Source organism: Paraburkholderia sp. GAS41, from assembly GCF_050436545.1.
In the GTDB taxonomy this organism is placed as follows: Bacteria; Pseudomonadota; Gammaproteobacteria; order Burkholderiales; family Burkholderiaceae; genus Paraburkholderia.
In genome coordinates, this window is sequence record NZ_JBNDMK010000005.1 from 131,130 (window position 1) to 144,288 (window position 13,159).

Sequence of the window (13,159 nt, forward strand, 5' to 3'; positions counted from 1 at the left end):
GGCTGCCGTGCCGCTTATATGAAAGGTGGATGAGCTCAGGCTTCGCCTGACTCGGCTAGCGCCGCGACCAGTTCGGTCAGCATGTCGGGGTCGAGTGGTTTCTCGATCCAGCCAGTCGCCCCTGCTGCTCGCGCCGCTGCCTTGAAAGGTTCGCCGGATTCCGTCGTAAGGACGAGGATCGGCGTCGCCTCGTAAGCTGGGTTGCCGCGCAGCGCCGTGATCAGATCGAGGCCGGTCTTGCCCGGCATATGCTGGTCCGTCAGCACGAGGTCGAACGCCGTCGCAAGGGCGTTTTCCAGACCTTCATCGCCGTCGGCCGCGAGCGTCACCTGATAGCCGGCTGTCGTCAGCGTGGCGGAGAGAATCTGCCGCATGGCTGCCGAGTCGTCGATTGCCAGAATGTGCCTGATCATTGAATCCTCGCTGCGCTCACTATGGATCGCCCAACTGCGCGCCGTACGAGCGGCTGCGGCGGCTGGGCCATCATGTCTTTCACTTCGGCGCCACGCTGGGCGCCCTGGGAGCAACCGTCACCGGTTGCGCAATTTGTTGCAACAGCGGCTGTTGGCCTGAGCCGGCTGCGTCGTCCGACAGGGTGGTCGTCGTGGAGTCGTCGTGCATCATTGCGTCCTCCGACTTCCGGTTCAGAACCAGAATGCTGATGCGGCGGTTTTCCGGATCGAGCGGGTCGGCCTTGTTCAGGTTCTGCGACGACGCCATGCCGATCACGCGCATCACTTTCGGTTCGTCCATGCCGCCCGCGACCAGCTCTCGGCGCGACGCGTTGGCGCGGTCCGCCGACAGCTCCCAGTTGCTGTAACCCTTCTCGCCACCGGCGTACTGCACGGCGTCGGTGTGACCCTGCACGATGATGCGGTTCGGCACGTCGTTCAGCGTGTGGCCGATTTCGCGCAGGATGTCGCGCATGTATGGCTGGACTTCATTGCTCGCGGTGGCGAACATGGGTCGCTTTTGCGAGTCCGTGATCTCGATACGCAGACCCGTCAAGGTCGAATCGATGCGAATCTGCTGCTTGAACTGGCGCAGGATCGGGTTCGCTTCGATCGCGGCCATCAGCTTGATCTGCAGATCGTGCAGACGCACCTGCTCCTGGCGTTCGAGCTGACCCTGCATCTGCTTGACGGCATCTTCGTCGTTGTGTGCCGCAGTGCGGGTGGCGCGGCTCATCGAACCATCGCTCTGACGCGTGATGCCCTGCTGATCCGTCGAGATATCGCGTCCGCCGCCCTTCAGGATGCTCGAATCTTCCGCACTGCGATCGCCGCCCCACAGGGTGATCTTCAGCGGCTGGTTGAAGTAGTCCGCAATGCCGCGCAACTGCACGGTGGTCGCCGAACTGAGCAACCACATCAACAGGAAGAACGCCATCATCGCGGTCATGAAGTCCGCGTAAGCGAGCTTCCATGCACCGCCGTGATGGCCCGCCTTCTTCGGCGCGGCGCGCTTGACGACAATCGCGCGGTCTTTGTCCTTGCTCATCGAATCAGTCCCTGGTCCGCGTCGTTACTTGGCTTTCACGCGGCGCACGTGCTCTTCCAGTTCGGTGAACGACGGACGTTCAGTCGAGAAGAGCACCTTGCGGCCGAATTCGACGGCGATCGCCGGCGCATAGCCATTCAGGCTCGCGAGGATCGTCACCTTGATGCACTGGAACATCTTGGTCGACTCGGCGACGCGTTGTTCCGCGACGCTCGACAGCGGCCCGATCAGTCCATACGAAAGCAGAATGCCGAGGAAGGTGCCGACCAGCGCCTGGGCGATCATCTCGCCGAGCACCGCAGGCGGCTTGTCGGCGGAGGCCATGGTGTGCACCACGCCCATCACCGCCGCGACGATCCCGAACGCCGGCATCGCGTCGCCGACCTTGGCGAGCGCATGCGCCGGGGCCTCACCTTCGGTGTGATGCGTTTCGATTTCCTCGTCCATCAGGCTTTCGATTTCGAACGCATTCATATTGCCGCCGACCATCAGACGCAGGTAGTCGGTCAGAAACTCGATGATGTGATGGTCGGCGAGGATCTTCGGATACTGCGTAAAAATCGGACTCTTCGACGGATCGTCGATATCGGCTTCGAGCGTCAGCGTGCCTTCCTTGCGCGCTTTCGCCAGCAGAACGTACAGGAGCGCCATCAACTCCATGTAGACGTCCTTGTTGTATTTGGAGCCCTTGAAAAGGGTCGGAAGCACGCCCAGCGTCGCCTTGATCGTTTTCATCCCGTTGCCGAGGACGAATGCGCCCACACCGGCGCCCCCGATCATCAGCAATTCGACTGGCTGCATCAGCGCGCCCAAGTGCCCGCCTTCCATGGCATAACCGCCAAAGACGGACAACAGCGTCACGAGTGTTCCCACGAAAATCAGCACAGCCGAGCCCTCACAAGGAAGCGACGGAGACCGTCGTTAAACTGGTTTACGGCATCGGAGCGAAAAACTTTGGTGGAAAAGCGAGTTGGTAAGCGCGTGTAAACCACAGGCGTAGGGCGCATGACGGGCCGCGCGGTGTCTAGATCAAGGAGCGGCGCTGCAAGCCGCGCGGACCGGCCTTCGCGACGGCTCAAAGCTCCACGTCGGCGAGCCGGCTCGCCCTCACCTTGGCCTCGGCGACTTTCTTCGTCTTGCCTGCGCGGGACGGCGGCTGGCACAAGCCGCATACGAACGCATGCTGCGGGTCGTGCGCGTGTGCCACGAAATGGCCGCCACACCGGCAGCATGGCGTCATTTGCAACATGCCCGAGTCGAAAAAGCGCACCAGCGTCCACGCCCGGGTCAGACTAAGCACGGGCTCGTCGTCGTGCAGCTGCACGTGTTCGAGGTAGAGCCGGTAACTTTTCACGATGGACTGGATCGTCTCGCAGCCGCCGTGATCCGTCATGAAGCGGTAGATGTTGTAGAACAGCGACGAATGAAAGTTCGGCTGCCAGGTCATGAACCAGTCCGTCGAGAACGGCAGCATGCCCTTGGGCGGCGAGACCCCTTTCAATTCCTTGTAAAGCTTGATCAAACGGTCGCGTGACAGACTGGTCTCGGCCTCGAGCAATTGCAGGCGCGCGCCGAGTTCGACCAGTTCGATCGCCAGGGTGATTTCCCTGACTTCGAGTACTACGCTTTTGGTGGCCATGCGCTCAGGTTCTCGCTTCCTGGCATGACTGGACGGCACGGCTGCCGTGGAGTCGCGGCATCAGCTGATCTGCTCGACAGGCTGACTCGCCATCAGAATCGCGGAATGCGCCTGAGACATGGCGCTGGTCTTGCCCTTGTCCGCAAGCGTGGACAGGACAGCGTGGTCGTCGAAGCGGAAGCGGCACAGCACCTGGCTGGATGCGGCCAGTTTCACCGTCTGCGCGAGCGACAGATTGGCAATAACGTCGGCCAACTCATCTGAGATACCCATGCGGAACATGCCCGTGGGCTTGTCTTCACGCAGCAGACGTTGAGCGAGCAGGAGATAAGAAAGATTCACTTCTCTTACCTCATTGAGCATGTCACTAGTGGTGCTCATGATTCCCCCGGGTCGATCTGGCTGGTCAGGCCGTTACGGAAACGTTTGCTCGATCGCGCGCACTTCATCCCGCACGAACGGCCCGTTTATGGTCCTGCCAGCATTGTGTCCAAAGGGGGCGCGAACGGAAATCGGACAGACACCCCATCGGGATGACGGATTTATCCATAAATGATGTAGGAATTTTTCCTACAAATCATCAATCAGGAAGGGGGTGAGGAAGGTCGGGATGGGATTGGGTGGATCAATCGGTGCGTGAGTTCGCCATATTTCCCGCACCGTCACCGGTGAGGTCGAATTATAAATGCTTTTCACGGTGCGGTAACACGGGTTTGCTAGATCGTGCAGCGCCCGTCACCCTTTGCCTCCCGCTTCAGGTCGCGGCACACGGCTTGCTGAGGGTCACATGCGCAAGGCGGACGAGCCCTTGAAAACGGCTTCCACGAACGATTTGCGATCTGTAACGCGCCATGTTTCGCGCTGTAACAACGTTAAGTGTTTGAAAAACAACTCGAATTGCGTCGCTCGATCCCGATAATGCCATTAAGGGATAACCCGATGCAGTGTCGGGTTGTCACTGGGCGGCGGCTACCGCGCCCAACCGTCCGTAAGGCATTCGCCCCTCGCCCAATCCGGGCGCCGTTGTGCGAAGCCGCTAACGCAACTACGTTGCATGGGACCGGAGTAAGCGCTGAAGCGCCAATTCGGGTCGACATTGGAGAGCACGCATGCGAATCGCACAAATTGCGCCGTTATACGAAGCCGTACCGCCGAAGTTCTACGGCGGCACCGAACGTGTCGTGTCATATCTCACCGAGGCTCTGGTCGAGCTAGGCCACGATGTGACGTTGTTTGCGAGCGGCGATTCGGTCACCTCGGCCAAGCTTGAAGCCGCCTGGCCACGCGCGCTGCGCCTCGACCCCACGGTGCGCGACACGATGGCGCCGCATATCCTGCTGATGGAGCGCGTGCGCAGCATCGCCCACGAGTTCGACGTGCTGCACTTCCACCTCGACTATCTGCCGTTTCCGCTGTTTTCGTCGATGAACACGCCGTTCCTCACGACGCTGCACGGCCGGCTAGATCTTCCCGAGCTGCAGCCGATTTTCGACGTGTTCTCGCAAGCGCCGGTCGTGTCGATCTCCGATTCGCAGCGCCTGCCCCTCAAGCAGGCCAACTGGCTCAATACCATTTACCACGGTCTGCCGGAGCAACTGCTCACGCCGCAGCCCCACAAGAAGCCCGAATATCTGGCGTTCCTCGGCCGTATCTGTCCGGAGAAGCGCGTCGATACAGCCATCAGGATCGCCGCACAAAGCGGTCTGCCGCTGAAGATCGCCGCCAAGGTGGACAAGGTCGACCAGGAATACTTCAAGACGGAAATCGAGCCGCTGCTGTCGCAGGCGCATGTCGAGTTCGTCGGCGAGATCAACGAAGCGCAGAAGCCGGAATTCCTGTCGGGCGCGAAGGCGCTGCTGTTCCCGATCGACTGGTCGGAACCGTTCGGGCTGGTGATGATTGAGTCGATGGCGTGCGGCACGCCGGTGATCGCCTTTAACCGCGGCTCAGTGCCCGAGGTGATCGATCACGGCGTGACGGGCTTCGTCGTAGAGGACGTGCAAGGCGCAGTCGCCGCCTTGCAGCGGCTGGACGAACTGTCGCGCACCGAAATCCGCGCGCAATTCGAACGGCGGTTTAGCGCGAAAACCATGGCGCAGAACTATCTGGATAGCTATACCACGCTTATCGAAGCCGAACGCCGCCCAGTTTTGCGCCGAGTAGCGGCGGGTTGAACCGTTTCTATGCACGGTATTGCGCGTAAAAATGCCATGTGAATCGTTTGCGCGAGCAGAATTGCGTCGATATGCCGCGTATCTTTTGAAAAAGCCGCCTTTCACAGGCGGCTTTTTTTACCGGCAAACTCTACGACAAATTCGATACATATTACGTATCTGCAAAGCTTTCGAAATTCAATCAACCTTCAGAAAGCTTTCACGCAGAAAATGATTCTGCGTGACTAAACCTGCTCCATCAGGAATCGCTCGCGGTTCTTGCCAGCAATCCATTTGGGCGGCTTTCCACGCCCACTCCACGTATTACCCGACTTTGGATCCTGATATTTCGGCGGCAGCGGCGCCTTCTTGGGCGGGCGCCCACGCCGCGCCGCGGGGGCAAAGCCCAGGTCCTGGGCCGTCAGACCATACTCGGCTATCTTGCCGCGGATCTCCTCGATTACATTGCCGAGTTCGGTACGACGCGCTTCGTCCGCCTGAGCCTGCAATCTGGCGATCTGCGCCTTGAGTTCTGCATATTGCGACATTTCTCTTCTCCCTTTTTGTAGAACGCATTGTCTCGGAGACTAGCGGTAATTAGCGAATTTCGCAATGGACAGTAATACCCAGCATTCAAGATATCGTCTGATAATTTTAATGACAAAAGAATTGTTAAATGAGTCCGTGTTTTATCCTGAAATAATCCCGTGCACAAACTGCACATTGACAATTCTTGACACCTGATTCGGTGATATCTGCCTAGAATTTCGCGCTCGGAGGTAAGCATCCGGATATTTCCTGTGCGGCCGCCATCCAGTCAAACTTTTTAGGATTCCAAATGATGCAGTTGTCAAAACGCCTTGCCGCCGAGTTGTTCGGCACCTTCTGGCTCGTTCTCGGAGGGTGCGGCAGCGCCGTCCTCGCCGCCAATTTCGCGGGTCCGGTACACGGGCTGGGAATCGGCTTCGTCGGCGTTTCGTTCGCCTTTGGCCTGACGGTGTTGACCATGGCGTATGCCATTGGCCACATTTCGGGCTGCCACCTGAATCCGGCGGTGAGCGTCGGCTTGACCGTGGCGGGCCGCTTCCCGGCGCGTGACCTCGTGCCGTATATCGTCGCCCAGGTCGTCGGCGCGGTGATCGGGGCCTTCGTGCTGTCGCTGATCGCCAGCGGCAAGCCGGGCTTCGATCTGGTGGCTAGCGGCTTCGCCAGCAACGGTTACGGCGACCGCTCGCCGGGTCAGTACACGCTGGCGGCCGCGTTCATCTGCGAAGTGGTGATGACCGCTTTCTTCCTGTTCGTGATCCTCGGTTCGACCGACAAGCGCGCACCGGCTGGCTTCGCGCCGATCGCCATCGGTCTGTGCCTGACGCTGATCCACCTGATTTCGATTCCGGTCACTAACACCTCGGTCAATCCGGCGCGTTCGACGGGTCCGGCCTTGTTCGTCGGCGGCGCGGCCGTCGACCAGCTTTGGCTGTTCTGGATTGCGCCGATCCTGGGTGCGGTGATTGCCGGCTTCGTCTACCCGGTTATCGCCGAAAACCGCGTTAGCGCCAATCAACGCGCGGCGCTGGCCGATTGACGCGCGAGGTCGGTGATTGACTGCAAAGCGGGCGCTGAGGCGCCCGCTTTGCGTTGGGCCCGGCCGATCCTGCGGCCGATGCTCGGTTTGGCATAAAGGCGCTGCTAGAATCTTCCGACTTTCACATGGCTCGCAAAGGGGCTCCCGATGAACCGTTCCCGCCGATTCCTGCAGGGCGCCGCACTCTGGCTCGCCGCGTCATGTAGCGGCGTGCTGCTGCCGGCCACGGTGCATGCGGCCGGTGCCCCGGCGGCCGAGGTTCCCGTGGCCGGCAATCTGGTGGCCGGCGCTCCGGCGGCCCGCATTCCGACAGCCGGCACCCCGGCGGCTGGTCGCCCGGTTGAAACACTGGTGTTCGTCCGGCATGGCGAGAAACCGGCGCAAGGCTTCGGCCAGCTGAGTTGCCAAGGTCTTAACCGTTCACTGGCTCTGCCCGCGGTGATAGCCGCCAAGTTCGGCAAACCCGACGCGATCTTCGCGCCGGACCCCGGCCAGCAGAAAAACGACAGCGGACATCCTTATTACTATGTCCGCCCGCTGGCGACCATCGAGCCCACCGCGATTCAATTCGAGATGCCGGTGCAAACGCCTTACGGCTTTGCGCAAATCGACAAGCTGAGCAATACGCTGGTCGACCCCGCCTATCGCAACAAGCTGGTGGTGGTGGCGTGGGAGCACAAGCTGATCGAGAAGCTGGTGCGCCAGATGGTTAGCGCCCACGGCGGCAACGCCAGCGATGTCCCGAAGTGGCAAAGCGACGATTTCGACAGCATCTATGTCGTCAAGCTCGACTGGCAAGGCGGCACACCGCACGCGACGTTCCAGCATAGCCAGGAGGGGCTGAACGGCCGCCCCGCCGATTGCCCGTGCGCAGCGCTGCCGCCGGCCGCGGCGTCAGGCGCGACGCCGTGAGATCACCGCCGCTTTACGACGCCAGTTGGTCGTCCAAGGCGAACAGCTTGCGTAGGTGATGCGCAACACCCGCTTCAAAGTTGTTGCCGATGCGTGGCACGTTCGGCAGACGCGTGATGAGGTCCGGATTCGCGTTCTTCATCATGAACGGATGCCCGGCGGTTTCGAGCAGATCGATATCGTTCATGTTATCGCCGAACGCGACACAGCGGGCGGCGTCGACGCCCAGACGGTCGAGCACAAACTTCAGCGCGCGGCCCTTCGACACATTCGATGTCATCACCTCGAGACAGTCCGGCAACGAGTAAGTGACGTATAAGGCGTCGCCGAACTCGCGTTCCAGATTCGCCGCGACCGTCGCGAGGTCGGCGGGTTCGCCGATATACAGCGCCTTTGCAATGCCAGCGCCGTGATGGCGCTGCAGGTCAGTAACGGCGTAGGTGAAGCCCGAATCCTGGTGCAGGCGCAGCAGTTCGGGCGCGTCGCGGTCGATCAGCCATTCCTGATCGGCGAACAGGTTGACGATCACCCGGCCGTGCGACCCGGCGATTTCCGGCCGCACGAGGCGGTGGACTGCGGCAGGCGGCAGATCGTCCGCGAAAATCCTTGTATCGTCTGGCGCATGTACCCGCGCGCCATTCGAGCTGATCAGGTAGGGGCGGATGCCCAACAGGTCGCGAATGCCGGCCACGTCGAGATAGTGCCGCCCGGTGGCGATGATGAAGTGCAGCCCCTCCGCCTCCAGTCGCCGCACCGTGGCGACGGTCAACGGATCGAGTTGATGATCGCCGTTCAGCAGGGTGCCGTCGAGATCTGTGGCGATGACTTTGTACATGATGTGAGCAACCGGGCGGCGTCAAAGGCACTATTTTAGCGTTGCTTTCAAGGCTTTCGCGGCCTCTGCTGGATTGGCTGCGCTTTTCCGGATAGGTGGCCAGTAGGTGCGTGCGATTAGTCGGCTGCGCTGGCGCCCGGTTAGTTGGCTGCCCTGTCGCTCCGTTAGCTGGCTGCGCCGGCGCTCGATTGGTCGACTGCCCCGTCGCCCGATTAGCCGGCTGCACGGGCGCCCCATCAGCCGCGGCTACCCGCCGCCCCATCAGCCCGCCGCACCGGTGCCACATTACCCGGCCACACCGCCGCCCAATCAGCCAGCCGCTCCCGCGACGATCCTTGCCGCTTCATGCTGCGCCAGTTGCAAAGCGCCACGCGCGGAATCGCCCTGCGGCGCACGCAAGCGGGCCTGATAACGCTGCGGCACGTAGGCCCGCAGCGGTGCGCCGAGTCCACCGCACAGAGCGACCGGCAGCGCGCCGGATGGGTCCAGCGCCGCAATCATCTTGCCGATTTCCTCGCCCGCTTCGGCCAGCAGACGTGCGACGAACGGATGACTGGCGTGAGCCAGCGCAACCGGCGCGAGACTCGCGTAGCCGGTCTGGTTGGTCGCGCACAGCCAGACAATCAGGCTATCCCGATCCTGCGCACCAACCCGTTCGAGCAACGCCTGCGCGAATCCATCCAGCGGGACGCGGCCGTCAAGCGCCTGCTGCGCGTGGACGATCGCACGCAGGCCGAGCCAGGCGCCGCTTGCCTCGTCGCCCGAGGGAAAGCCGAATCCACTGGCGATGCGGCATTCACCCTCTCCGTCCGCCGCGGCCGCAACACTGCCGGTACCGAGCGCCACGATCACCCCATGTGCGCCGCCGTGGGCGCCGAGCAACGTCGTATATGCATCGCTTTCCACTGCGAGCCCCGCCAGCTTAGGCGCTTGCGCCCGAAACGCGGCGAGCCAGTCGCGATTGTTGACCCCTGCGAGCCCGCAACCAAGAACACAACGTTCCCAATCCGGCGCGATGCCGGCCCGGCTGAACGCTTCGACGCAGCCCGCCTGAATGGCCTGCCAGGCGCGTTCCACGCCGAGACCGAGGCCGGATGGGCCGCTTGCCGCCTGAGCCAGTTCGCGGCCGTGCGCGTCGCCGAGCATCACCCGCGTGCCGGTGCCGCCGCCGTCGACGCCTATCAAGAAGAAGTCTGTATTCATCGAATGAGTGTCAGTGGAGAGTTGCCGCATAGCGTGGCAGGTCCATTTCGATCCGGCAACTGGCCGAACGGTCTAGTTGCAGCTCGCGAGCGTTCCGATATGCTGGCGAAGCCCGGACGAACCGGGATTTCGACACTTTCGACACATGACCAGGCAGGAGCCGGAACGTGACACAGCGATGCAACTGGGTATCGAGCGAAGCGCTCGCACACTACCACGACACCGAATGGGGCGTGCCTTCGCGCGACGATCAGCACCTCTTCGAAATGCTCGTGCTGGAAGGCGCACAGGCCGGCCTGTCGTGGTCGACGATTCTGAACAAGCGCAGCGGCTATCGTCGGGCGTTCGCCGGTTTCAAAATCGACAAGGTCGCCCGCTTCACGCCCAGGCACGTCGATTCACTGGTGCTCGACGAATCTATCGTGCGCCATCGCGGCAAGATCGAAGCGGCAATCAACAACGCGCGCGCAGTCCAGCAGATCCAGGCGGAGCACGGCTCGCTCGCGAATTACGTCTGGTCCTTCGTCGATCAGACGCCGATCCAGAACGACTGGGCCACGTACCAGCACGCGCCGGCCTCGACCGCGATATCAGACGCGCTGAGCAAGGGGCTCAAAAGCTATGGCTGCAAGTTCGTCGGCACGACCATCTGCTACGCGTTCATGCAGGCGGTCGGCATGGTCAATGATCATCAGACCGACTGCGATTGCCGCGCTCGCTGCGCAGCGCTCGGCAAAAAGGGGCGCAACAAGAAGGTAAGCTGAACGAACCTCCCGGCTCCGGAAGCGGCAAGCCACGCTCGGCTTTCCGCGCTCGTGCCGTGGTACCCGATCTTTCGCAGCTCACCCGCTAAGCAGAAGTCGGCAGCCTCCCAGGGAAAATCCCGAGCGCGCTTATCCTGCAAACCGTCCGCCCCTTATTCCGCCGGCCTCTCCAGAAGGCCGGCTCGCTGCAGGCTGCACGCTCGTGTGTCAAAATTGCGGCCCTGTGTGCGGTGCCGCTACGTTTTTACCGTTTTCGGTCGTTATAACAACTGAAGGCGCGAGGCTCGCCGCACTGCGGTTTGCGGCGCATCGCGCTACAGACGCAATCGAACAACAAACGAATGACCGCTGCGCCCATGGCGCAGGGGAGAACTACCATGAAAAGTCTGAACTTCCTGACCCATCAGGAGATCTTCGACCGGGCCGTCAGTCACCTAAACGGCCAAGGGCGCGCCGCACTGCTTCCTCGCGGAGGCGGAGCGTATAGGGGCTACTGCGGCGGCTGCCCGGTCGGCAGCCTGATCAAGCCGCGCGACTATATGACCGCCATGGAAGGCATTCCGGTGCGCTTTATCGGCAAAACACCGGTCGAAGTGCCCGCCTATATGGATGTCGGCATTGCCGCGCTGCAAAAGGCGCTGCTGCGCGCGCGCATCAACATCTACGACCCGACGACCGTCGACCTGCTCAGTTGCCTACAAAACGTGCACGATGTGTTCGGCCCCTGGGAATGGCACGAGCGATTGATGTCGATCGCCCGCCAGTTCGGCGTCTCCGCCGCGCTGGTAAAAAACGCCGCGTGACGGCCTGAGCGCCTGACGAACCAGCGGGCGCTCTCTTCGCGCCCCACAAAACAAAACGGCGATGTGGCTTCTTACGAAGCTCACACCGCCGTTCGGCTGTGCTTGAAAAGCGTGCTTAGTGCAGCTTTTTCGGCAGCTGCTGGCTGCGCAGGCGCTTGTGCAGGCGCTTCACAGCAGCCGCTTTCTTACGCTTGCGAGCCGTGGTCGGCTTTTCGTACGATTGGCGTTCACGCAGTTCTGCGATCAGGCCATTCTTTTCGATAGCGCGACGAAAGCGGCGGATCGCCACTTCGAACGGCTCGTTTTCCTTCAGAAGAATCGTCGTCATGTAATTCCTAACTAAATCGCTGGATACGGGTAATTTGCGTGGCGGTACAGTCAAATGCGCCACTCACGCGCCGGTCCTCCGGTCGCTTCGATTTCATGGCCAATAACAGGAAAACGAAACCATGCACGAAGCGAGAGGCAAGCGGCCACGGAGGCCGGAAAAGAGAGGTGGGGAGTTCACCGCTTAACGCGGGCAGACGTTCGCCAACCGTCGCGTCTGTTGCCGCCCCGCCCGCCCAAGAGCAGACGAAATAGGCAAAGATCTCAATTCACTCCCGATGATATCAGGAAAATAACGTGCCTACCATCATTTTAGCCATTCCGCCAGGCACTTGCGTCATCCAGAAGCCGCATGTCCGCGCCGGTCAGCATCAGATGCACCGCCGCGGTGAGACTTTCGAGCTGTTGCACCGAGGTCGCGCTGGCAATCGGCGCCGTCACGCTCGGCCGGGCGATCAGCCACGCCAGCGCCACGGCGGCAAGCGTGCTGCCGTGCTGGTCGGCGACGGTATCGAGCGCATCGAGGATCCGCGTGCCGCGCTCGTTTAGATACTTTTCGACCCGGCTGCCACGCGCACTCTTGCTCAGATCCGCCGACGAACGATACTTGCCCGACAGAAAGCCACTCGCCAGACTGTAGTACACGACTGAACTCAGATGCTCGGCCAGCACGACCGGTTCGAGGTCGGTTTCGTAAGCCTCGCGGTCGTAAAGATTATACTCAGGCTGAATAATCTGGTACTCCGGCAGGCCGTGCTGGCGCGATACCGCCAGTGCCTCGCGGATGCGCGCACCGCTGTAGTTCGAGGCGCCCACCACCCTCACCTTGCCCGCATCGATCAGCCGCTGATAAGCACCGAGCGTTTCGGCGAGCGGCGTATCAAGCGCATCTTCGTGAGAAAAATACACGTCGATGTAATCCGTTTGCAGACGGCGCAGGGAATCCTCGACCGCCGCCTGGATGTTGCCGGCGGACAGCCCTTTGCGCTCCGGATGCTTGGCCACCTTGGTCGCCAGCACGATCCGGTCGCGCTTGCCGCTGCGGCGAAACCACTTGCCCAGGATCGTTTCCGACTCGCCGCCCTGATTGCCCGGCACCCAGGCAGAGTAGACATCAGCGGTATCGATGAAATCGAGGCCGGCGTCCACGAACGCATCGAGTAGGGCGAACGAGGTCGCCTCGTCGGCGGTCCAGCCAAACACATTGCCGCCGAACATAAGCGGCGCGACCTGCAATTCCGAATTACCGATGCTTCTCTTTTGCATGATTTCTCCAGGGTTTCGACTTGCTAGAGAAAAAGAATACGCCGACTTTTCAACCTTTATGTTTCGCTCCGGCATCCGGCCAGGCCACGCCGCATAGTGCCTTTCAGCCGGCCGGCCCGGTAATTCCTCGTAAAACAATTGGACCCCAATTGAACAAAGTCCCTCAAGTTTT

Annotated in this window: 15 protein-coding genes; 5 read left to right on the forward strand and 10 right to left on the reverse strand. The window is 61.4% G+C overall.

All coding sequences use genetic code 11. From position 1 onward, the window contains the following. Nucleotides 1-35: 35 nt before the first annotated feature. The 5 genes from P3T43_RS10050 to flhD all read right to left on the reverse strand — a co-directional run bounded on the left by P3T43_RS10050 (nt 36) and on the right by flhD (nt 3,520). Nucleotides 36-413 carry a response regulator gene (locus P3T43_RS10050; RefSeq protein WP_429280895.1) on the reverse strand — a complete coding sequence of 126 codons (378 nt, stop codon included), beginning with the start codon at nt 411-413 and terminating at the stop codon, nt 36-38. 79 nt (nt 414-492) lie between these two features. Further along, nucleotides 493-1,500, reverse strand: coding sequence for a flagellar motor protein MotB (gene motB, locus P3T43_RS10055; protein ID WP_429280896.1), 1,008 nt, complete (start codon nt 1,498-1,500; stop codon nt 493-495). A 24-nt stretch (nt 1,501-1,524) separates the two neighbouring features. After that, on the reverse strand, nt 1,525-2,385 hold the full coding sequence (gene motA, locus P3T43_RS10060; RefSeq protein ID WP_429280897.1) for a flagellar motor stator protein MotA: 861 nt from the start codon (nt 2,383-2,385) through the stop codon (nt 1,525-1,527). A 190-nt stretch (nt 2,386-2,575) separates the two neighbouring features. Then, complete coding sequence (gene flhC, locus P3T43_RS10065) at nt 2,576-3,139, reverse strand: flagellar transcriptional regulator FlhC (RefSeq protein WP_429280898.1); 564 nt, start codon at nt 3,137-3,139, stop codon at nt 2,576-2,578. Between the two features lie 60 nt (nt 3,140-3,199). Beyond that, a complete protein-coding gene (flhD, locus tag P3T43_RS10070; RefSeq protein WP_429280899.1) occupies nt 3,200-3,520 on the reverse strand; it encodes a flagellar transcriptional regulator FlhD in 321 nt (106 codons plus the stop codon). 728 nt (nt 3,521-4,248) lie between these two features. Here flhD and P3T43_RS10075 point away from each other — a divergent pair. Further along, nucleotides 4,249-5,313 (forward strand): glycosyltransferase family 4 protein, encoded by a 1,065-nt coding sequence (locus P3T43_RS10075; protein WP_429280900.1) that lies wholly within the window; start codon nt 4,249-4,251, stop codon nt 5,311-5,313. Between the two features lie 224 nt (nt 5,314-5,537). On the opposite strand, the gene P3T43_RS10080 is transcribed toward P3T43_RS10075, so the two are convergent. After that, nucleotides 5,538-5,840 carry an H-NS histone family protein gene (locus P3T43_RS10080; RefSeq protein WP_429280901.1) on the reverse strand — a complete coding sequence of 101 codons (303 nt, stop codon included), beginning with the start codon at nt 5,838-5,840 and terminating at the stop codon, nt 5,538-5,540. 293 nt (nt 5,841-6,133) lie between these two features. Between P3T43_RS10080 and aqpZ the strand changes: the two genes are divergently transcribed. Together aqpZ and P3T43_RS10090 are read left to right on the forward strand one after the other, a co-directional pair. After that, nucleotides 6,134-6,877, forward strand: a complete 744-nt coding sequence (gene aqpZ, locus P3T43_RS10085) for an aquaporin Z (RefSeq protein ID WP_429281028.1) — start codon at nt 6,134-6,136, stop codon at nt 6,875-6,877. A gap of 147 nt (nt 6,878-7,024) precedes the next feature. Next, the gene (locus tag P3T43_RS10090; RefSeq protein WP_429280902.1) at nt 7,025-7,789 is read left to right on the forward strand and encodes a histidine phosphatase family protein; all 765 of its coding nucleotides are present in this window, start codon (nt 7,025-7,027) and stop codon (nt 7,787-7,789) included. A gap of 13 nt (nt 7,790-7,802) precedes the next feature. Here P3T43_RS10090 and P3T43_RS10095 read toward each other — a convergent pair whose 3' ends face one another. Further along, nucleotides 7,803-8,624, reverse strand: coding sequence for a Cof-type HAD-IIB family hydrolase (locus P3T43_RS10095; protein ID WP_429280903.1), 822 nt, complete (start codon nt 8,622-8,624; stop codon nt 7,803-7,805). Between the two features lie 309 nt (nt 8,625-8,933). Next, a complete protein-coding gene (locus P3T43_RS10100; RefSeq protein WP_429280904.1) occupies nt 8,934-9,827 on the reverse strand; it encodes a BadF/BadG/BcrA/BcrD ATPase family protein in 894 nt (297 codons plus the stop codon). Nucleotides 9,828-9,994: 167 nt separating this feature from the next. Between P3T43_RS10100 and P3T43_RS10105 the strand changes: the two genes are divergently transcribed. After that, nucleotides 9,995-10,591 carry a DNA-3-methyladenine glycosylase I gene (locus P3T43_RS10105; RefSeq protein ID WP_429280905.1) on the forward strand — a complete coding sequence of 199 codons (597 nt, stop codon included), beginning with the start codon at nt 9,995-9,997 and terminating at the stop codon, nt 10,589-10,591. Between the two features lie 377 nt (nt 10,592-10,968). After that, nucleotides 10,969-11,394 carry a hypothetical protein gene (locus P3T43_RS10110; RefSeq protein ID WP_429281029.1) on the forward strand — a complete coding sequence of 142 codons (426 nt, stop codon included), beginning with the start codon at nt 10,969-10,971 and terminating at the stop codon, nt 11,392-11,394. Between the two features lie 115 nt (nt 11,395-11,509). Here the strand turns inward: P3T43_RS10110 and rpsU are convergent, their stop codons facing one another. Both rpsU and P3T43_RS10120 read right to left on the reverse strand, forming a co-directional pair. After that, nucleotides 11,510-11,722 carry a 30S ribosomal protein S21 gene (gene rpsU / locus P3T43_RS10115; protein ID WP_074262890.1) on the reverse strand — a complete coding sequence of 71 codons (213 nt, stop codon included), beginning with the start codon at nt 11,720-11,722 and terminating at the stop codon, nt 11,510-11,512. Between the two features lie 311 nt (nt 11,723-12,033). Next, complete coding sequence (locus P3T43_RS10120; protein ID WP_429280906.1) at nt 12,034-12,987, reverse strand: aldo/keto reductase; 954 nt, start codon at nt 12,985-12,987, stop codon at nt 12,034-12,036. Nucleotides 12,988-13,159: the final 172 nt, after the last annotated feature.

Excerpts from the sequence above, each read along its gene's own strand:
- P3T43_RS10075 (WP_429280900.1), top strand. The coding sequence starts at position 4,249 with ATGCGAATCGCACAAATTGCGCCGTTATACGAAGCCGTACCGCCGAAG.
- flhC (WP_429280898.1), bottom strand. The coding sequence starts at position 3,139 with ATGGCCACCAAAAGCGTAGTACTCGAAGTCAGGGAAATCACCCTGGCG.
- aqpZ (WP_429281028.1), top strand. The coding sequence starts at position 6,134 with ATGCAGTTGTCAAAACGCCTTGCCGCCGAGTTGTTCGGCACCTTCTGG.
- flhD (WP_429280899.1), bottom strand. The coding sequence starts at position 3,520 with ATGAGCACCACTAGTGACATGCTCAATGAGGTAAGAGAAGTGAATCTT.
- rpsU (WP_074262890.1), bottom strand. The coding sequence starts at position 11,722 with ATGACGACGATTCTTCTGAAGGAAAACGAGCCGTTCGAAGTGGCGATC.
- P3T43_RS10080 (WP_429280901.1), bottom strand. The coding sequence starts at position 5,840 with ATGTCGCAATATGCAGAACTCAAGGCGCAGATCGCCAGATTGCAGGCT.
- P3T43_RS10120 (WP_429280906.1), bottom strand. The coding sequence starts at position 12,987 with ATGCAAAAGAGAAGCATCGGTAATTCGGAATTGCAGGTCGCGCCGCTT.
- P3T43_RS10110 (WP_429281029.1), top strand. The coding sequence starts at position 10,969 with ATGAAAAGTCTGAACTTCCTGACCCATCAGGAGATCTTCGACCGGGCC.
- P3T43_RS10095 (WP_429280903.1), bottom strand. The coding sequence starts at position 8,624 with ATGTACAAAGTCATCGCCACAGATCTCGACGGCACCCTGCTGAACGGC.
- P3T43_RS10100 (WP_429280904.1), bottom strand. The coding sequence starts at position 9,827 with ATGAATACAGACTTCTTCTTGATAGGCGTCGACGGCGGCGGCACCGGC.
- motB (WP_429280896.1), bottom strand. The coding sequence starts at position 1,500 with ATGAGCAAGGACAAAGACCGCGCGATTGTCGTCAAGCGCGCCGCGCCG.
- P3T43_RS10050 (WP_429280895.1), bottom strand. The coding sequence starts at position 413 with ATGATCAGGCACATTCTGGCAATCGACGACTCGGCAGCCATGCGGCAG.
- P3T43_RS10090 (WP_429280902.1), top strand. The coding sequence starts at position 7,025 with ATGAACCGTTCCCGCCGATTCCTGCAGGGCGCCGCACTCTGGCTCGCC.